The organism is Exiguobacterium sp. s50 (assembly GCF_018618175.1).
GTDB lineage: Bacteria > Bacillota > Bacilli > Exiguobacteriales > Exiguobacteriaceae > Exiguobacterium > Exiguobacterium chiriqhucha.
This window is the reverse complement of the sequence record NZ_JACSLP010000003.1, coordinates 89,730-107,703: the sequence shown is the minus strand read 5'-3', so window position 1 is coordinate 107,703 and position 17,974 is coordinate 89,730. Positions and strand designations below refer to the sequence as shown.

Here is a 17,974-nt window from a genome sequence, read left to right as displayed (position 1 = left end):
GTCCGATTTCCTCTCTTTTTTATCAAAATTAGGCGAGAATACGCCCACTTCTAAACGTGACGGGCGAAGCCCCAGTGAAAGTGGGCAATGAATCGCCACCCTCTCTTTTGGGTATAAATACCTAGAGGAGGTGAACATTATGTTGAAGCAAAAAGCGTATCGATTCCGGATCTACCCGACAACGGAGCAGGAGATCCTGATCGCCAAGACGATCGGCTGTTCCCGCTTCGTCTTCAACCATTTTCTAGCGAAGTGGGAAGAGACCTACGAGGCGACAGGAGAAGGACTGTCCTACGGTTCCTGTTCGAAAGAAATCCCTGCCTTGAAGCAAGAGTTCGACTGGCTGAGGGAGGTCGATAGCACCTCTGTCCAAGCGAGCGTCAAGCACCTGGCCGAGGCGTATGACCGCTTCTTCGAGAAGCAGAACGGACGGCCCCGGTTCAAGTCGAAACGGAACCCGGTCCAATCCTACAAGACGAACATCCAAGGCAAGTCTCAACTTCCTGAGGTGTCGATCGTCGGGAACAAGCTCAAACTCCCGAAGCTGAAGTGGGTCCGGTTCGCCAACTCGAGGAAGGTCGAGGGCCGCATCTTGAACGCGACGATCCGCCGGAACGCGACGGGCAAACACTTCGTCTCCCTCTGCGTCGAGCAGGTGATCGACGAGCTGCCGAAGACCGGCTCCTCGGTCGGCGTCGACGTCGGCCTGAAGCATTTCGCCGTCCTGTCCGACGGCACGGTGTACCAAAACGACCGCTACTTCCGTTCGCTCGAGAAGAGACTGGCGCGCGAGCAAAGCAAGCTCTCCCGGCGTCGGCTCATCGCCCTGAACCGGAACATCAAGCTGTCCGAGGCCAAGAACTACCAGAAGCAGAAGCGGAAGGTCGCCCGCATCCATGAGAAGATCGCCAACAAGCGCACCGACTTCCTGCACAAGGTGTCGACCGAGATCGTCAAAAGCCACGACGTCATCGGCATCGAGACCCTGCAGGTGAAGCACATGCAGCAGGACCGCAAGTTGAGCAAGTCCATCTCTGACGTCAGTTGGTCGGAGTTCTTCCGCATGCTCGCATACAAGGCGGACTGGTACGGCAAGACCGTCGTGAAGGTCGGGAAAACGTTCGCCTCGAGCCAGCTCTGTTCGAGTTGCGGCCATCAACACAAGGACGTGAAGCATCTCGGTCTGCGCGAGTGGACATGCCCGGGTTGCGGGACCCATCACGACCGCGATGTGAACGCAGGACTGAACCTCAAACGCGAGGCCGAGCGCATCCTGGCCTCCTCAACCGTCGGGACGACGGGGCTAGCCTGATCAGGTTCCGGTCGTCAGACCGGATCACCCAGGAATCCTCCACCTCCAAGCGAAGCGTAGGTGGGGGTAGTTCAAGCGGCCACTTTCGCCCGGTCGATGACTGAGACGAGGCGCCGGAACTGTTCAAGCCAAAACTGGAAGAACGGGCCGATCAGGAAAATCGACAGCACCGTTCCGAAAAAGACCGGTCCGCCGAGCACCCAGCCGATGAGGCAAGCCGTCAGTTCCATCCACGTCCGCATCATGCGGACCGACGTGTTGAACCGGTCGGCCAAGGCGAGTGTCAACCCGTCACGTGGGCCGGCCCCATAGCCGATGGCGACGTACAAGCCGGCACCCATCCCGATGACGAAGATGCCGAGAATGAGCCAGGCGATGTTGAGTGCGATGCCGTCAAGTTGCGGCAACCAATGATGGTCGAGAATCAGGTTCATGAATACGCCGACGAAGACGGCGTTGACGAGCGTCCCGAACTGGGGCCGAATCCGGTCCAGTATGTACTTGCAGAGGACGAGCAAGAGACCGACGAGCAAGATGATCGTCCCGACGGAAATCGGGGTGTGCCGGGCGAGCCCGAGATGGAGCACGTCCCATGTCGATACGCCGAGGTCGGCCGTAATCATCATCGAAGACCCGAGGGCGAGCAAGAACAGGCCACCCATGAATAACGCCCACTTCAAACTGATTCGTAAAGATTGTACCCATACCGCGTGCATGATGGTCGCCTCGATTCCCTAAAATGTTCCATCATCATATCATATCTGGTTTCACGACAAGAAAAAAACGCCTCGGACGAGGTCCGAAGCGCTTGGCTCACTTTTTAGGTGTCGATGCTTTTTTTGCTTTGTTCTTTTTATAGTAATCGTAGACAAACGGTGCGACCGCCGTCGCGACTTTAATGAGTGTACCAAATTTACCTTTTCTAGCCATGTTGCTGCACCCCTTTCTGTTCTAATGATGTATATTCCACCTGTTCCAGAAATGAAAACATATTTCATACAGTTTCGTCTAAGCGAACACCGGCAGCCATGTCCCATAATGGGGGGAGGAGGCGAAAAAGGTGAAGACGATTATCTGGTATCAAAACGATTTAGGGGTCGATGACCATCGTCCGCTCGAGGAGGCGCTCCGTCATGACGATCCGATTGAAGGTCACTACATCATTCCACAAGAAGAGCTCATTGAAAACCGGTTCGGCCATATTCCGCTCGGACCGCGGCGACTTCAGTTTTTGAACGAGGCACTCGACGACTTGGCCGGTTCGCTCGCAGCGCTCGGCATCCCGCTCTTCGTCCATGTCGGTCATCCGCTCGACATGTTCGAACCGACTGACCGCTTGTTGTTCCAACGGTCGATCGGCTATAACGAACGGAGGCGCGAACGTGAGGTCATGAACGCGTGGCGGGGTGATTGTCAAGCGTTCGACGGGTTCACCCTCTATCCACGGGACGAGATTCCGTTCGAGAAATTGCCATTCCTCTTCACAGAGTTTCGGAAGGCAGTAGAGGCTGAAGCAAGACCGGACCACTTGATTGAGCGCTCACCTGCGAAGGAACCGTATGCCGTCGATTTTCCGGTCGCTTATGAACAGCCGCGATATGACGCACGGACTGCGTTTCCGTTTCGAGGCGGGGAACGGGCGGGGCGAGAGCGACTCGCGGCATATTTGGCCGGTCCGGTCCGGACGTATAAAGAAACACGGAACGGCTTCGGGGTCGACGACTCATCGAAACTGTCGGCTTATCTTGCCAACGGCTCGTTGTCACCGCGCCGGGTGCTGCACGAGCTCGAGCAACATGAGCGGTCACACGGGGCGAACGAGTCGACGTATTGGCTCTATTTCGAGCTGCTCTGGCGCGAGTTCTTCCAATGGGTCGCCCTCGAGCAAGGGAAACGACTGTTCCGCGCCCAAGGCATCCGTTCGAAACAGAAGACATGGCGCGTGGACGATGACGTCATCGGGCGTTGGCAAGCGGGAGAGACGGGCGTCGACTTCGTCGATGCGTTCATGCGCGAATTGAACGCGACGGGATGGATGTCAAACCGGGGGCGTCAAATCGTCGCGAGCTATTTTGCGAAAGAGCTCGGGCAGGACTGGCGTATCGGCGCGTCGTATTTCGAATCGATGCTGATCGACTATGATGTTGCCAGCAATACCGGCAATTGGGCGTACCAGGCCGGCGTCGGCAACGACTCGAGAGATCGCCGTTTCAACGTCACGCGGCAACAAGATACGTACGACCCGACCGGTGCGTTTCGTAACAGCTGGTTGTGACGAAACTGTCATAAGAAGTCGTCGTTTCTGATTGACTTCTTTTTACAGACAGTGCTATAGTAAGGGCAACAGATGGGATACCTGAGGTGTACGAGAGCCGCCTTCGTTATTTTGAGCCAACACTTTGAATACGGGAGACCGAACTGCCATCCAGATCAACTGCCTCATCACGTGCAGGAGGACTTGTGAAGGGGACGCTAGGTCACCCACCTGCTTAAGCAGGTTCAAAAGCAGGGCATCGTCACGGCACTCCGGGTCCCATCGATTTTATTGTAAAAACGTCGCTAGACGTCTTTTTTTTGATTATAATTCCGAGTAAAATAGTGTGAGAAAATAGGATTCATTTGGAGGAAGAGTATGTTACACCAGTTTTCACGTAATGAGTTGGCCATCGGTCAAGAAGGTTTAGAAGCATTAAAAGGGAAGACGGTCGCCATCCTCGGTGTCGGCGGTGTCGGGTCGTTCGCGGCCGAGGCACTTGCCCGGAGCGGAGTCGGACGCATCGTCCTCGTCGATAAGGATGACATCGACATCACGAACGTCAACCGCCAAATCCACGCGCTCTTGTCGACGGTCGGGCAACCGAAAGTCGAAGCGATGGGAACACGTCTCCTCGACATCAACCCGGAGCTCGAGCTCGTCAAACTGAAAATGTTCTATACAGAAGAGACGTTCGAAGAATTCTTCGCCCAAGACCTCGATTTCGTCATCGACGCCTCGGATACGATTATCTATAAGATTCATTTGATCGTCGAGTGCAAACGCCGGGGCATCCCGGTCATCTCGAGCATGGGCATGGCCAACAAGATGGACCCGACGCGCATCAAAGTCGTCGACATCAAGGATACGACGTACGACCCGATCGCCAAGATGGTCCGGACACGTCTCCGTAAAGAGCGTATCCATAAAGGCGTCCCGGTCGTCTTCTCGGACGAGTCACCGATCGTGACACGCGAAGACGTGAACGAGGTCGTCGGGAAGAAAGATGCCCCGATCCGTAAAGCGAAGATGCCGCCGAGTTCGAACGCGTTCGTCCCGTCGGTCGCAGGCCTCGTCGCTGCGGGCTATGTCATCAATCAAATGCTCGAGACAGCGGGTGTCGAGATCAACCGCATCCAGAAATGAAAAAACGACGCCGGCTCATCAGAGTCAGCGTCGTTTTTCCCAATAGTCGAGCCGTTTTTGCAGCTGTTGCTCGAAGCCACGGCTCGTCGGCGTATAATATTTAGGACGTTTCCGGGCCAGATTCTCTGGCCAATAGTTTTGCGGGACGTAGCCATCTTTCTCGTCGTGCGGGTATTTGTAGCCGGCACCGTTGCCGAGCTCACGGGCACCCGGGCTATGGGCGTCGCGGAGATGGACCGGGACCGGACCGCCCTCGACGGTACGGACGTGATGAATCGCCTTGTCGATGGCGGTGATGACCGCGTTCGATTTCGGTGCCGTCGCAAGATAAAGGACGGCCTGTGCCATCGGGATGCGCGCTTCCGGGAAACCGACATGTTCGCTCGCGCGGGCGGCCGCATCGACGATGACGAGCGCGTTCGGGTCACTGAGCCCGATATCTTCGGCCGCATGGACGTAGAGCCGGCGCATGATGAAGCGCGGTGATTCACCGGCCTCGATCATGACGGCGAGCCAGTATAGAGCCGCGTCCGGGTCTGAGCCACGAATCGACTTGATGAACGCCGAGATGACGTCATAATGCCGGTCGCCCGTCTTGTCGTACTTGATTGCTTTTTGTTGAATCGACTCTTCGGCGACTTCGAGCGTGATGTCGATTTTGCCGTCAATCTCGGGTGTCGTCAACACGGCCAGTTCGAGTGCGTTCAACAGCACGCGGTAGTCACCGTCCGCCATTTTGATATAATGCTCCACGGCGGCTTCCTCAATCTTGACCGGATAATTGCCAAGTCCCTTTTGATCAGCTAGAGCCCGTTCCAAAACGACACGAAGTTCGTCTGGTCCAGGCGGTTCGAGCCGAAACACGGTCGCGCGCGACAGCAACGCCGCGTTGACCTCGAAACTCGGGTTTTCGGTCGTCGCCCCGATCAAGATGAGCTTTCCGGCCTCGAGTGCCGGGAGCAGGGCGTCTTGCTGCAATTTATTGAAACGATGAATCTCGTCTAAAAATAAAATCGTTCGTTCTTGTTCGAAGTCGAACCGGGACTCGGCCTCACGGATGACACTTCGTAGTTCATCAAGTTTGGCCGTGACGGCGTTCAATTGGACGAACGTCGCTTTCGTATAATTTGAAATGACGCGGGCGAGCGTCGTCTTGCCCGTTCCCGGCGGTCCATACAGGATGATCGTGCCGAGACGGTCGGCCTCGATGGCCCGGCGCAACAATTTGCCTTCGCCGATGATGTGGCGTTGACCGATGACTTCGTCTAACGTTTCCGGCCGCATCCGATTGGCGAGTGGGCCGCTATTCGATTGCTGAAATAAATCACTCATACGTACACATTCCTTTCGACAAACGTTTGTTCGATTAGTATAGCAGAAGGAGACATGAAGATGAAAATATCTACAAAAGGTCGTTATGGATTGACGATCATGATCGCACTGGCTCGGGAAACGGACAACAAACCGCTCAGCTTGAAAAAGATTGCGGCCCGGCATGAACTGCCGGAACATTACTTAGAGCAATTGATCGGTCCACTCCGCAACGGTGGTCTCGTCAAGAGCGTGCGCGGGGCGTATGGCGGCTATCAGCTCGTCAAACCGGCGACGGACATCACGGCGGGAGAAATCATCCGTCTGCTCGAAGGCCCGCTCACGATTGTCGAAGATTCAGAGGCAGATGACGCCGTGAAACGGAAGCTATGGGATAAAATCAAAGCCGCAATCGAGAAAGTGCTCGAAGAGACGACACTTGCCGATCTTGCTGAAGAAGATTCAGACGGCTATATGTTCTATATTTAAAGGTGAGGTGAACGAATATGAACTACTTTGATCATGCCGCAACGACGCCGATGCGTCCGGAGGTGCTCGAGGCGATGACGCCGTATTTGCTCGAACAATACGGTAATCCGTCGAGCATCCACGGCATCGGACGGACGGCCCGCGCCGCGTTAGACGCTTCACGCCGGACACTCGCCACGTGGATCGGGGCGACCTCGAACGAGATCGTCTTCACGTCGGGTGGGACCGAGTCGGACAACTATGCGTTGTTCGGCGCGGCGTACGCGAATCAACATAAAGGCAAACATTTGATTACGACGAAAGTCGAACACCACGCCGTCTTGCACGCGATGAAGCAACTCGAACGGGAAGGCTTTGATGTGACGTATCTCGATGTCGACGCGACGGGTGCGGTGACGCTTGACTCCGTTCGTGCTGCGCTCAGGGACGATACGATTCTCGTCTCGGTCATGTACGGCAACAACGAGGTCGGCACATTGCAACCGATTGCGGAAATCGGGGCGCTCCTCGCCGACCATCAGGCCTATTTCCATACGGACGCGGTCCAAGCGCTCGGCACGGAAACGATTGACGTTAAGGCGCTCGGTGTCGATTTATTGTCGGCCTCGGCCCATAAAATCAACGGCCCGAAAGGTATCGGTTTTCTTTTTATGAAAACAGGTGTAAAATTAGCGACGCGTTCTTTTGGAGGACAACAAGAACGGAAACGTCGAGCCGGCACGGAAAACGTTCCGGGTGCCGTCGGGTTCCAACAAGCGGCCGAACTGGCCAAAATCGAACAGGCCGAACGGGTGAGCACGTATCAGCAAATGGCTGAGGCGCTCTTCGGGCGACTCGATGAACTTGGAGTCGAGTATGACGTGAACGGGGCGAATCGCTTGCCGCACATCGTCAACTTGTATCTCCCGGGCATCGAGCTCGAACCGTTCCTGATCATGATGGACATGCGCGGTTTTGCCATCTCGAGCGGCAGTGCCTGCACGGCCGGGTCGATCGAACCGTCACACGTATTGACGGCGATGTTCGGGACGTCGGAACGGACGAAACAGTCCGTCCGCATCAGCTTTGGACACGGCAACTCGGTCGAAGACGTGGAACGGCTCGCCGAACGACTCTCTGAGGTCGTCTCGACATTCACGAACGGAGTGAGATAACGAATGAACTTACGCACAAAAACCCCTGCTGAGACGACGGTCGTCGTCGGGATGTCAGGCGGCGTCGATTCATCGGTGACGGCCCATCTGCTGAAAGAGCAGGGCTATAACGTCATCGGAATCTTTATGAAAAACTGGGATGATACGGACGAGAACGGTGTCTGTACGGCGACCGAAGACTATGAAGATGTCATCGCGGTCGCGAACCAAATCGGAATCCCTTATTATGCGGTCAACTTTGAGAAAGAATATTGGGACCGCGTATTCGAATACTTCTTGGCCGAGTACCGTCTCGGACGGACGCCGAACCCGGACGTCATGTGTAACAAGGAAATCAAGTTTAAGGCGTTCCTCGATCACGCGCTTCGTCTCGGTGCCGACTTTGTCGCAACCGGGCACTACGCACGGGTCGAGTATGTCGACGGTGAGCATCGACTCCTTCGTGGGAAAGATGACAATAAAGACCAAACGTACTTCTTGAACCAGTTGTCACAAGACCAACTCGCGCGGACGATGTTCCCGATTGGTCATATGGACAAGAAAGACGTCCGTGTCATCGCCGAAGAAGCGGGACTCGCGACAGCGAAGAAAAAAGATTCGACGGGCATCTGCTTTATCGGAGAGCGAAACTTCAAAGAGTTCCTCTCGGAGTATTTGCCATCACAACCAGGCATCATGCAGACGCTCGAGGGGGAACAAAAAGGAAACCATGACGGGCTCATGTATTACACGCTCGGTCAACGCCACGGTCTCGGCATCGGCGGCGACGGGGACCCATGGTTCGTCGTCGGCAAGAACGTCGAAGAAAATATCCTCTACGTCGGCCAAGGGTTCCATCATGACGCGCTCTATTCGGACGCGCTGCTCGCCTCGAAGTTGTCATGGACAGGTGCCGTCCCAACAGGTGAGTTCCGGGCTACGGCGAAATTCCGCTACCGTCAACAAGACGTACCCGTGACGATCGCACCACTTGAAAATGGCGAAGTGCTCGTGAAATTTGATGAGCCGCAACGCGCCATCACACCAGGCCAAGCGGTCGTCTTCTATGATGGCGACATCTGCCTCGGCGGTGCGACGATTGACGAAGCGTATCGAAACGGAAAACGACTCGACTATATCGGATGAGGTGATGATTTTGAACGCAAACGAATTAGGCATCCAAGCGATGCAACAAGGTGAGTTCGAACAGGCGGCCAAGCAGTTCAACGCTGCCATCGAAGCGGACTCAACCGACCCGACTGGTTACGTCAATATGGGTACGCTCCTGCAAGCGATCGGTGACCATGAACGGGCCATCGTCTTTTACGATAAGGCGCTCGAACTCGACAACGCGTTCGGCGCGGCGCATTATGCGAAGGGAGCGCTCGCCTATGAGCTCGAACAGCTCGACTTGGCGGAGGCTTCGCTTCGTCAGGCGCTCCTTGCCGGGATGAACGACGCCGACCTTCATTTCATGCTCGGCTTGACGTACAAGGCGATGGGCGATTTCGTCCGGGCGTTGCCACGTCTTCGCGAGGCGATGAAGCAGGCGCCAGAAGACGTCGAGATTTCGTTCCAGTACGGGCTCGCGCTCGCACAGAACGAACAGCTCGATATGGCCGTTGAAGCGCTCGAGCATACGCTCGACCTCGACGCGAGCCATACGGACGCCCGCTACAACTTGGCGATTGCTTACGCGTTCCTCGGAGAACAAGACAAGACGTACGCCGAGCTTGAACGCGTGCTCGAGTTGCAACCGGACCATGCGCTCGCGTATGACGCGAAAGCGAAAATGGATGAGCTGCTCGGTAACTAAATCAATAAAGCGCTTCTCGCAGTGTTTGCGAGAGGCGCTTTTTGTTAGTCCCAATAATGGAAGATGACGTTACCAATTGTTTCTGGTTCCCAATATTCGATTTCTCCGCGTTCCGCCTTGTTCAGAAACGGCTGTAGCGACAAATCGAACCGCTCATTCAACTCCGCCGCTGATGGGATTTGATATAAATCAGGAAACAAATCGGTCAGTTCGGGCACATCGATATACTCGTACTGAAACGGTTCATATTTTGAGATGCCGATGACGGGATAAACTCTGCTGAGCAGCACATAGATGCTACGTCCACGGATGGTGATGGTCGCTTGGTCATAGTTCGGGGTGACCGAGTCCCCGAGGATGATGCTACACGTCCCACCTTTACGACGGGCGTAATCGAAACAAACCGTTCGGAACGATTGATCATCGAACTCGGGGGCGGGGCAGTCGCCGTATGAAAAGCCGGTGATGCATTCTGGTAAGATGAGCGTCATGACGCCACCTCCCCGATGATCCAAACCGAAACATTAAAAATCGTCACGAACAACGCGCCGGTGAGCGCGATATAGCTCCACACGACGCCCGTTCCTGATTTGGTCCGGCGTACCCCATCCGTTAAGATGAGCAACATGGCGCCGAATGACAAAAACGATAAGGCGGCAAACGAAGTCGGCCGGTCGAGCGTAGGAAACGCATCGAACACGAAATAGAGTCCGAGCGTGAGAACGGTTAACCCAGTCATGATCAGAAGTGGGAAGAAACGCATAAAACACAACCTTTTCCATTTTCTCTCATCGTATCATGTGGGGTTGTCGAGCGTATACGTGAATCAGAGTTGCTTCGTCGTGATTTTTACGGGCTCGCCACCGAACTTCTCGTACGCCTCGTCCATGTTTTTCGTATACAGCTCGATGACGTTCTTGCTCGGGTCTTTAAAGTAGGCCGAGCGCTCTTTGCCGTTGACCGTCTCGTCTTCGTCCCACGTCCGGAGCTTCGTCGGGATGTTTGACGCCTCTAATACCTCGAGCGCTTGGTCGAACGAGTCCATCGGCACATAGAACGCGCAGTGGACGTGGGCGCCGCCCTCATCATAGAGCGTATCCCACTCGGTCACCTCTTCTTGCCGATTCGATTCTTCTTCCGATGTGAAATCACGTTTCAGCCAGAGGCCGAGACGGGTGTTCCCCCCGACATAGAGCCACGTCGCCCATGGTTCGTCCGCCTGTTCCTGTGCTTCGCTCGGCTCGGCATCGTCACCGACCCATTGTTCGACGACGGGAAGTCCGAGCTTGCCGTGCCAAAAGTCGACGGCCTCCGCCATATCGGTCACTTCTAACACGAGTTCACACAGGCCACTGATTGGAATACGTTTCGTCATACATAGTCCCTCCTTCATAGGTTCACTCGAACAGTTCCCGCTTTGATTCGACGAAAAACGTGCATAGCCGTCCAATTGTTCGGGAAATGGAATAACAATTGAGAGGGGAGAAGTGTATGCGATTGATCAGTCTGGTCAGTGTCCTTGTTTTTTCTATCATCGAATGGTTTATGCTCGGTCGTCTGTTTGCCGCCATCGACGAACGTTTAGCGACGGGCGAATGGACAAACAATCTGTTGTTCCGGGTCGTCGTCGAGTCGGAGCGGGCGTCGACCGTCCTGTTAGTCTTATTCGCGACGTTCTTCGTGCTCGGTATCATCATGCATTGGGTGTTGTCGACTCATCGCTCTTGGTCCGTAACGCTCGGGACGGTCGGGGTGGCCTGGGTCGTACCAGCCCTGCTCGCGATTGTGGCTTGGTTCATCCCAAATCCATACATCCAGCTCGCCATCATCGTGTTGCAGTTGTCGTTCATCCCGCTCATCCCGTTCGTCGGACAGACGGTGCGGCTCGGTCATGTCGTGCTCAACTGGGGCGTCCATGTCGTTGCCGCAGGTCTCGTGTTGTTGATTCAGCGGCCATCTTTGGAGCAATTGTTCCGCATCGAGCGGACCGAACTGTTCGAGCGGCTCGAAGGGTATGTCAATTCGGGCGAGTTGGAACGGTTCGAACGGTTGCTTGAAACCGTGGACTTAGATCAACTTGAACGGATCTTGAACCGAATCGATCTCGATCAACTCATTCAAATCTTGGAACGGGTCGACCTCGATCAACTTGAGCGCATCTTGAACCTGTTCAGTTAGGCGATTTGTCCTATCGTTTCAACTCGGGCTATAATGGGGGATGGAAAACTAGCTGGAGGTGGCTCGAATGATGGCAGCACCTTACGAGTTGACAGGAAAAGTCATCCGCGTCCTGTTTCAATCGGAAGAAGAAGCGCACACGATCGCGCTCGTACGTATAAAAGAAAAGAACTTTGAGACAGACGAGACCGAGATGGTCATCGCCGGTGTCGGCGTCGGCATCGAAAAAGGAGAGACGTATAAAGCGCACGGGCGTCTCGTCGACCATCCCCGATTCGGGAAACAGATGAAAGCGGAATGGATCCGCCGTGTCGTCCCGATGACAAAACGCGCGGCCGTCCGGTTTTTGACGAACGGCTCTTTCCCGGGAATCGGACAAAAGACGGCCCAGAAGATTGCTGACGCACTCGGAGACGACTGCATCGACCAAATCGTCAAGCATCCGAGTATCTTGTCGAACGTCGACGGCTTGAAAGAAAAGCAGGCCCGTGTCATCACCGAACGGTTGAACATCTTGTATGGGGTCGATCAGTTGCTGTTGTTTTTGGCGCCGTTCGACGTCACACCACGACTCGCCTCGAAGATTCATAAAGAGTATGAAGGTCGGGCGATGGAGACGATCGAGAAAAATCCATACGCCCTCATGTATGACGTTCAAGGCATCGGCTTTAAGACGGCCGACGCCATCGCCGCCCATTTCGGGATTCAAGGGATTCACCCGGAACGGATCGCGGCGGCCGTGTTGTACGTGCTCGAGCTCGAGCAAGGGAACGGGCACTTGTTCGTCACGGCCGATCAGCTCGCGAATGAGATGCCGCGCATCATCGGCGGCGACCCGGGCGAGGCGCTCGTCTCGGCGCTCGAGACGCTCGCGAACGATGAACGTGTCATTGTCGAAGACGGGGTCGTCTATCATCCACGCGTGTACCGGGCCGAACAAAAAGCGGCCGAGGAACTCGCGCGCATCATGTCGACATCGACGACGAAAGACGTCGATATGACGACGATCTTTGATGCGGTCGGTCGCGTCGAGGAGATGTTCTCGATCGAGTATGCCAAGCAACAACGAGAAGCGATCGAACTTGCCTTGAAGTCGCCGCTCATGGTGCTGACAGGCGGACCCGGGACCGGTAAAACGACCGTCGTCCGCGGTATCATCCACGCGCTCAGCGACGTGTTCGACTGGAAGCTTGAACCGGTACAGAACCAACCGTTCCCGTTCGTGCTCGCCGCACCGACCGGACGAGCTGCGAAACGGCTCAGTGAGTCGACGGGCTTGCCGGCCTCGACGATTCACCGTCTCTTAAAGTTTGATGGCAGCTCGTTTCAAGTCGATGACACGAATCCGCTCGTCGGAAAAGTGCTCATCGTCGATGAGGCGTCGATGATCGATATCTTCTTGTTCCGAAGTCTGCTCCGGGCCGTGCCGAACGGGATGAAGATTCTCTTCGTCGGGGACCGTGATCAATTGCCTTCGGTCGGACCGGGCCAAGTGCTCGCCGATTTGATGGCGACCGACGGCATCCCGGTCGTCCGCCTTGATGTCGTCCATCGGCAAGCGTCCGAGTCGAGCATCCTGCGCCTGGCGCACGCGCTCAACGCGAAACAGATGCCGGACGATTTGCTCGCGGCGCTGCCGGACCGCCGTTTCTATACGGCCAACCAAGAGACGGCACTTCAAGCCATCTGCCAAATGGCAGGGGCCGCGCTACGAAAAGGCTATTCACCGTTCGATATCCAAGTGCTCGCGCCGACGTACCGCGGGGTATGCGGCATCGACGGCTTGAACGAGGCACTTCAAAACGTGTTCAATCCGAAATCGGCGGCCCGGGAAGTGAAGCACGGCAACCGGACGTATCGAAACGGGGACAAAGTGCTCCAACTCGTCAATAACGCCGAGGAGAACGTCTACAACGGCGACATCGGCGAAATCACGAATATCTTTTACGCCAAAGAGAACGTCGACAAGGTCGATAAAATCTATATCCGTTTCGATCAAACCGAGGTCGAGTATAACCGGAGCGAATGGGACCAGTTCACCCACGCCTATGCCATCACCATCCATAAGTCGCAAGGGTCCGAGTTCCCGATCGTGCTCATGCCCGTCTTCTTCAACGGCGGCTTCCGCTCGTCGCGCAACTTGATTTATACGGCCGTCACGCGGGCGAAGAAGAGCCTGCTCTTGTTCGGGGACGTGCGTGCGCTCGAGGCGGCGACACGGGAAGAGGAACCGGTGCGGCGGACGAAACTCGTCGAGCGGCTAGGCGGCAAGTCTTGACGTCTCCCGATTGACGTGTGATAATGACCAATAGAAAACTGAAACGATTAAAGACGATGAAGGAAATGAGTACGTCGTAACCGCCTCACCAGAGACATCTTCCTAGGCTGAGAGAAGATGGGGGTCCGGTCGACCGAAGCTAGTCTGGAGTCCCCACTCACCCTGGGCGCCTCATCCGCGTTATCGGATGTTCGAGGCACGGCTTTGCCGTGCGAACGAGGGTGGTACCACGAAGCGATGCTTTCGTCCCTTTCCACAGGGATGAGCATCGCTTTTTTTCGTTTCGTTTAAACTGAAGGAGGAATTATTGATGAAACCGCTCAAACCATTAACTGGCGCACAGATTCGCCAAATGTATTTAGATTTCTTCAAATCAAAAGGACACAGTGTCGAGCCGAGTGCCTCGCTCGTACCGGTCGAGGATCCGACGCTTCTTTGGATCAACTCAGGTGTCGCGACGCTTAAAAAATACTTCGATGGCCGCGTCATTCCTGCCAACCCCCGCATCGTCAATGCGCAGAAGTCGATTCGGACGAACGACATCGAGAACGTCGGGAAGACGGCTCGTCACCATACGTTCTTCGAGATGCTCGGAAACTTCTCGGTCGGGGACTACTTCCGCGAAGATGCGATTAAATGGGGCTGGGAACTCCTCACGAGCGATGAGTGGTACGGACTCGATCCGGACCGCCTGTCGGTGACGATTCACCCGGAAGATGAAGAAGCGAAACAAATCTGGCTCGCACTAGGCGTTCCGGCTGACCGCATCATCCCACTTGAAGAGAACTTCTGGGAAATCGGGGAAGGCCCGTCTGGCCCGAACACGGAAATCTTCTTCGACCGCGGACCGGCGTTCGGCGACGACCCGACGGATCCGGAACTATACCCAGGCGGCGAGAACGAACGCTACCTTGAAATCTGGAACATCGTCTTCAGTCAGTTCAACCATGACGGGCACGGGAACTACACCGAGCTCCCACGGAAAAACATTGATACAGGGATGGGTCTCGAGCGGATGGCGAGCGTCATGCAAGACGTGCCGACGAACTTCGATACCGATCTGTTCATGCCGATTATCCGTGAGACAGAAAAAATCAGCGGCGAGGCGTATCGCGCCGACAACAGCAAAGATGTGGCGTTCAAAGTCATCGCCGACCATATCCGGACCGTATCGTTCGCGATTGGTGACGGGGCCCTCCCATCGAATGAAGGCCGTGGCTACGTCCTTCGTCGTCTGCTCCGCCGTGCCGTTCGCTATGCGAAGATGCTAGGGATCGAACGTCCGTTCATGTATGAGCTCGTCGACGTCGTCGGTGACATCATGGTCGACTTCTATCCGGAAGTCCGTGAGAAGAAAGACTTCATCAAGAAGGTCGTCAAGAACGAAGAAGAGCGTTTCCACGAGACGCTTCATGACGGTCTTGCCATTTTGAACGAAGTCGCGAAAGCACAGAAAGCAGCCGGTTCGAACGTCATCAGCGGAGAAGATGCATTCCGTCTTTACGATACGTACGGTTTCCCGCTCGAGTTGACGATTGAGTATGCTGAAGACCATAACCTCTCAGTCGACGAGGACGGCTTCAAACAAGCGATGAACGCCCAGCGCGAACGTGCCCGGACAGCCCGCGCCGACGTCGAGTCGATGCAAATCCAGTCAGGCGTACTCGCAGACATCACGCTCGCGTCATCATTCGTCGGTTACACGAACCTCGGCACGGAAGCAAAAATTATCAGCTTGATTCACGATGGTGAGCTCGTCGACGTCGTCGCAGCAGGCGAAGAAGCGCAAGTCATCCTCGACCAGACGCCATTCTATGCAGAGAGCGGCGGACAAATCGGTGACAAAGGCCAAATCGTCGGGTCGGACTTCGTCCTTCACGTGAAAGACGTCTCGAAAGCACCGAACGGCCAAAACTTGCATACGGTCACGGTCACATCGGGTGTCGCCAAGGCAGAGGTCGCGGTGACGGCAACGGTCGACTTCGACTCACGTCAAGCGATTATCAAAAACCACACGGCGACGCATTTGTTGCATCGCGCGTTGAAAGACACGCTCGGTGAGCACGTCAACCAAGCGGGTTCACTCGTGACACCGGATCGCCTCCGCTTCGACTTCTCGCACTTCGGTCAAGTGACAGCTGAAGAGCTTCAGTCGATCGAGCGTCAAGTGAACGAACGCATCTGGGCGTCAATCGCTGTTGATATCGAAGAGATGAACATCGCCGACGCGAAAGCGAAAGGTGCGATGGCGCTCTTCGGTGAGAAGTATGGGGACGTCGTCCGCGTCGTCGCGGCCGGTGACTCGGTCGAGCTTTGCGGTGGTTGTCACGTCGGCAACACGGCTGAAATCGGACTCTTCAAAATCTTGTCGGAGTCAGGAATCGGGGCCGGTACACGTCGCATCGAGGCGGTCACAGGCGCTGGGGCTTACGAAGTGATGAACCAGCATATTGAGACGCTCGAGACGGCAGCGAAACTGCTCAAGACAAAACCGCTCGAAGTGCCGACACGTGTCCAAGCGCTTCAAGCTGAAATGAAAGAACTCGAACGCGCGAGCGAATCGCTCAAAGCGAAGCTTGCGAACATCGAAGCGTCGTCCCTCACTGACGCCATCGAAACGTTCGGCGATGTCCAATTGATTGCCAAACGCGTCGACGGACAAGACATGGACGCGCTCCGTGGCATGGTCGACGAATTGAAAGGCAAGCTCGGTTCAGCCGTCATCTTGCTCGGTTCGGCGAACGGCGACAAGGTTAACCTCGTCGCAGGGGTGACGAAAGACTTGAACGACCGTGGCTTCCATGCCGGGAAATTGATTAAAGAAGTGGCAACACGTTGCGGCGGTGGCGGTGGAGGCCGTCCTGACATGGCACAAGCCGGAGGCCGTGACGCGACAAAACTGGACGAAGCATTGAAGTTTGCTTCACATTACGTTCAATCACTGGCATAATAGAATGTGAAGTGCAAACGGAAAGAGGTGGATTCTTGTGAGCCAAATGGATCGCACGATGCAATTCAATTTTCCAGAAGATGATAATCGAGCCAACACTCGGGAAACGCTGATCACGGTGTATCAAGCACTCGAGGAGAAAGGCTACCAACCGATCAATCAAATCGTCGGATACTTGTTGTCAGGTGACCCTGCCTACATCCCGCGTCATAACGATGCGCGAAACTTAATTCGCAAAATCGAACGAGATGAACTGCTCGAAGAGCTGGTCAAATCGTATTTGAACGATCGTAGAGAGGATTAATATGAAGCGAGTCATGGGGCTCGATGTCGGTTCGAAGACGATTGGGGTCGCTGTGAGCGATCTCATGGGATGGACGGCGCAAGGTGTGGAGACGGTCTACTGGACCGAGCCGGATTTTGAAGAAGCTGTCCGTCTGCTTCAACCGATTATTGAGCAGTACGATGTGAAAGAAGTCGTCGTTGGTCTACCGAAGAACATGAACGCGACGATCGGACCTCGGGGCGAGGCGTCACAGGCGTTTGCCGCAGCCCTCACCGAGGCGACCGGTTTGCCGACGATTCTCGTCGACGAGCGTTTGACGACGATGCAAGCGGAGCGGATGCTGATTTCAGCAGACGTCAGCCGAAAAAAGAGAAAGGCCGTCATCGATAAGATGGCAGCCGTCATGATTTTACAAAACTACCTGGATCGCGCAGGCAAATAAGGAGGAATTACGTATGGCAGAACTTAGCCGTAACGAAGAAGAAATGTACCGTATTCCAGATGAAAATGGAGACGAGCATTTATTCGCAGAAATTTTCCGTATGACGAGTGACCGCACGAACAAGACGTTTGTCGTTCTTGAGCCGGTCGGTAACCCGGAAACGGAAGATGAAGACACAATCGAAGTATACGCGTTCGAAATCGAAGAACTTGAAGACGAAGAGTTCGTCTTGAAGATCGTCGAAGACGACGCTGACTTCGAGGAAGTCATGGAAGCGTTCGATATCGTCAATGACGAAGTAGGATTAGACTAATACGTGGGCGGGCGGCTAGGGGAAACCCTCGTCGCCCATCTTCATAACAGAAGAACAGGGGAGAAA

18 protein-coding genes and 1 other RNA gene are annotated in these 17,974 nt (G+C 55.2%); 14 read left to right on the top strand and 5 right to left on the bottom strand.

The annotated features are described in order from the left end of the window. Nucleotides 1–139 precede the first annotated feature (139 nt). On the top strand, nt 140–1,312 hold the full coding sequence (gene tnpB, locus KNP68_RS05065) for an IS200/IS605 family element RNA-guided endonuclease TnpB (protein ID WP_214755751.1): 1,173 nt from the start codon (nt 140–142) through the stop codon (nt 1,310–1,312). Nucleotides 1,313–1,383: 71 nt separating this feature from the next. Here the strand turns inward: tnpB and KNP68_RS05060 are convergent, their stop codons facing one another. After that, entirely contained in the window at nt 1,384–2,028 is a 645-nt protein-coding gene (locus tag KNP68_RS05060) for a YczE/YyaS/YitT family protein (RefSeq protein ID WP_214752749.1), read from the bottom strand. A 344-nt stretch (nt 2,029–2,372) separates the two neighbouring features. Between KNP68_RS05060 and KNP68_RS05055 the strand changes: the two genes are divergently transcribed. From KNP68_RS05055 to KNP68_RS05045, 3 genes are all read left to right on the top strand, one after another. Beyond that, complete coding sequence (locus KNP68_RS05055) at nt 2,373–3,587, top strand: DASH family cryptochrome (protein ID WP_131471109.1); 1,215 nt, start codon at nt 2,373–2,375, stop codon at nt 3,585–3,587. A gap of 75 nt (nt 3,588–3,662) precedes the next feature. Continuing rightward, nucleotides 3,663–3,849: non-coding RNA, 6S RNA (gene ssrS / locus KNP68_RS05050), on the top strand. A 95-nt stretch (nt 3,850–3,944) separates the two neighbouring features. Next, entirely contained in the window at nt 3,945–4,712 is a 768-nt protein-coding gene (locus tag KNP68_RS05045) for a tRNA threonylcarbamoyladenosine dehydratase (protein WP_021066918.1), read from the top strand. Between the two features lie 24 nt (nt 4,713–4,736). Here KNP68_RS05045 and KNP68_RS05040 read toward each other — a convergent pair whose 3' ends face one another. Then, nucleotides 4,737–6,044, bottom strand: coding sequence for a replication-associated recombination protein A (locus KNP68_RS05040; protein WP_058763253.1), 1,308 nt, complete (start codon nt 6,042–6,044; stop codon nt 4,737–4,739). Nucleotides 6,045–6,104: 60 nt separating this feature from the next. Between KNP68_RS05040 and cymR the strand changes: the two genes are divergently transcribed. The 4 genes from cymR to KNP68_RS05020 are packed head-to-tail and all read left to right on the top strand — an operon-like array spanning nt 6,105 to nt 9,461. Next, complete coding sequence (cymR, locus tag KNP68_RS05035) at nt 6,105–6,512, top strand: cysteine metabolism transcriptional regulator CymR (protein ID WP_058763254.1); 408 nt, start codon at nt 6,105–6,107, stop codon at nt 6,510–6,512. Nucleotides 6,513–6,529: 17 nt separating this feature from the next. Continuing rightward, entirely contained in the window at nt 6,530–7,666 is a 1,137-nt protein-coding gene (locus KNP68_RS05030) for a cysteine desulfurase family protein (RefSeq protein ID WP_214713890.1), read from the top strand. 3 nt (nt 7,667–7,669) lie between these two features. Beyond that, a complete protein-coding gene (mnmA, locus tag KNP68_RS05025) occupies nt 7,670–8,791 on the top strand; it encodes a tRNA 2-thiouridine(34) synthase MnmA (RefSeq protein WP_214713888.1) in 1,122 nt (373 codons plus the stop codon). A 4-nt stretch (nt 8,792–8,795) separates the two neighbouring features. Continuing rightward, on the top strand, nt 8,796–9,461 hold the full coding sequence (locus KNP68_RS05020; protein ID WP_214713886.1) for a tetratricopeptide repeat protein: 666 nt from the start codon (nt 8,796–8,798) through the stop codon (nt 9,459–9,461). A 44-nt stretch (nt 9,462–9,505) separates the two neighbouring features. On the opposite strand, the gene KNP68_RS05015 is transcribed toward KNP68_RS05020, so the two are convergent. The 3 genes from KNP68_RS05015 to KNP68_RS05005 form a co-directional block, all read right to left on the bottom strand. Continuing rightward, a complete protein-coding gene (locus KNP68_RS05015) occupies nt 9,506–9,952 on the bottom strand; it encodes a hypothetical protein (RefSeq protein WP_021066924.1) in 447 nt (148 codons plus the stop codon). Continuing rightward, the gene (locus KNP68_RS05010) at nt 9,949–10,224 is read right to left on the bottom strand and encodes a hypothetical protein (RefSeq protein WP_021066925.1); all 276 of its coding nucleotides are present in this window, start codon (nt 10,222–10,224) and stop codon (nt 9,949–9,951) included. Before KNP68_RS05010 ends, KNP68_RS05015 begins: the two co-directional genes overlap by 4 nt. A 63-nt stretch (nt 10,225–10,287) precedes the next feature. Next, nucleotides 10,288–10,836, bottom strand: coding sequence for a VOC family protein (locus KNP68_RS05005; protein ID WP_021066926.1), 549 nt, complete (start codon nt 10,834–10,836; stop codon nt 10,288–10,290). Nucleotides 10,837–10,952: 116 nt separating this feature from the next. Between KNP68_RS05005 and KNP68_RS05000 the strand changes: the two genes are divergently transcribed. The 6 genes from KNP68_RS05000 (at nt 10,953) to KNP68_RS04975 (ending at nt 17,908) form a co-directional block, all read left to right on the top strand. After that, nucleotides 10,953–11,639 (top strand): magnesium and cobalt transport protein CorA, encoded by a 687-nt coding sequence (locus KNP68_RS05000; RefSeq protein WP_214798956.1) that lies wholly within the window; start codon nt 10,953–10,955, stop codon nt 11,637–11,639. 70 nt (nt 11,640–11,709) lie between these two features. Continuing rightward, on the top strand, nt 11,710–13,917 hold the full coding sequence (gene recD2, locus KNP68_RS04995; RefSeq protein ID WP_251131462.1) for an SF1B family DNA helicase RecD2: 2,208 nt from the start codon (nt 11,710–11,712) through the stop codon (nt 13,915–13,917). 310 nt (nt 13,918–14,227) lie between these two features. Further along, complete coding sequence (gene alaS, locus KNP68_RS04990) at nt 14,228–16,867, top strand: alanine--tRNA ligase (RefSeq protein WP_029595798.1); 2,640 nt, start codon at nt 14,228–14,230, stop codon at nt 16,865–16,867. A 37-nt stretch (nt 16,868–16,904) separates the two neighbouring features. Beyond that, the gene (locus KNP68_RS04985; RefSeq protein ID WP_029595797.1) at nt 16,905–17,171 is read left to right on the top strand and encodes an IreB family regulatory phosphoprotein; all 267 of its coding nucleotides are present in this window, start codon (nt 16,905–16,907) and stop codon (nt 17,169–17,171) included. A gap of 1 nt (nt 17,172) precedes the next feature. Next, the gene (gene ruvX, locus KNP68_RS04980) at nt 17,173–17,595 is read left to right on the top strand and encodes a Holliday junction resolvase RuvX (RefSeq protein ID WP_214752772.1); all 423 of its coding nucleotides are present in this window, start codon (nt 17,173–17,175) and stop codon (nt 17,593–17,595) included. Between the two features lie 13 nt (nt 17,596–17,608). Beyond that, nucleotides 17,609–17,908 (top strand): DUF1292 domain-containing protein, encoded by a 300-nt coding sequence (locus KNP68_RS04975; RefSeq protein ID WP_021066932.1) that lies wholly within the window; start codon nt 17,609–17,611, stop codon nt 17,906–17,908. The last annotated feature ends 66 nt before the right edge of the window (nt 17,909–17,974 follow it).

Coding starts and splice junctions, on each gene's coding strand:
- KNP68_RS05020 (WP_214713886.1), top strand. CDS start 8,796: ATGATTTTGAACGCAAACGAATTAGGCATCCAAGCGATGCAACAAGGT.
- ruvX (WP_214752772.1), top strand. CDS start 17,173: ATGAAGCGAGTCATGGGGCTCGATGTCGGTTCGAAGACGATTGGGGTC.
- recD2 (WP_251131462.1), top strand. CDS start 11,710: ATGGCAGCACCTTACGAGTTGACAGGAAAAGTCATCCGCGTCCTGTTT.
- mnmA (WP_214713888.1), top strand. CDS start 7,670: ATGAACTTACGCACAAAAACCCCTGCTGAGACGACGGTCGTCGTCGGG.
- tnpB (WP_214755751.1), top strand. CDS start 140: ATGTTGAAGCAAAAAGCGTATCGATTCCGGATCTACCCGACAACGGAG.
- KNP68_RS05040 (WP_058763253.1), bottom strand. CDS start 6,044: ATGAGTGATTTATTTCAGCAATCGAATAGCGGCCCACTCGCCAATCGG.
- KNP68_RS05045 (WP_021066918.1), top strand. CDS start 3,945: ATGTTACACCAGTTTTCACGTAATGAGTTGGCCATCGGTCAAGAAGGT.
- KNP68_RS05000 (WP_214798956.1), top strand. CDS start 10,953: ATGCGATTGATCAGTCTGGTCAGTGTCCTTGTTTTTTCTATCATCGAA.
- KNP68_RS05005 (WP_021066926.1), bottom strand. CDS start 10,836: ATGACGAAACGTATTCCAATCAGTGGCCTGTGTGAACTCGTGTTAGAA.
- cymR (WP_058763254.1), top strand. CDS start 6,105: ATGAAAATATCTACAAAAGGTCGTTATGGATTGACGATCATGATCGCA.
- KNP68_RS04975 (WP_021066932.1), top strand. CDS start 17,609: ATGGCAGAACTTAGCCGTAACGAAGAAGAAATGTACCGTATTCCAGAT.
- KNP68_RS05015 (WP_021066924.1), bottom strand. CDS start 9,952: ATGACGCTCATCTTACCAGAATGCATCACCGGCTTTTCATACGGCGAC.
- KNP68_RS05010 (WP_021066925.1), bottom strand. CDS start 10,224: ATGCGTTTCTTCCCACTTCTGATCATGACTGGGTTAACCGTTCTCACG.
- KNP68_RS05060 (WP_214752749.1), bottom strand. CDS start 2,028: ATGCACGCGGTATGGGTACAATCTTTACGAATCAGTTTGAAGTGGGCG.
- KNP68_RS05030 (WP_214713890.1), top strand. CDS start 6,530: ATGAACTACTTTGATCATGCCGCAACGACGCCGATGCGTCCGGAGGTG.
- alaS (WP_029595798.1), top strand. CDS start 14,228: ATGAAACCGCTCAAACCATTAACTGGCGCACAGATTCGCCAAATGTAT.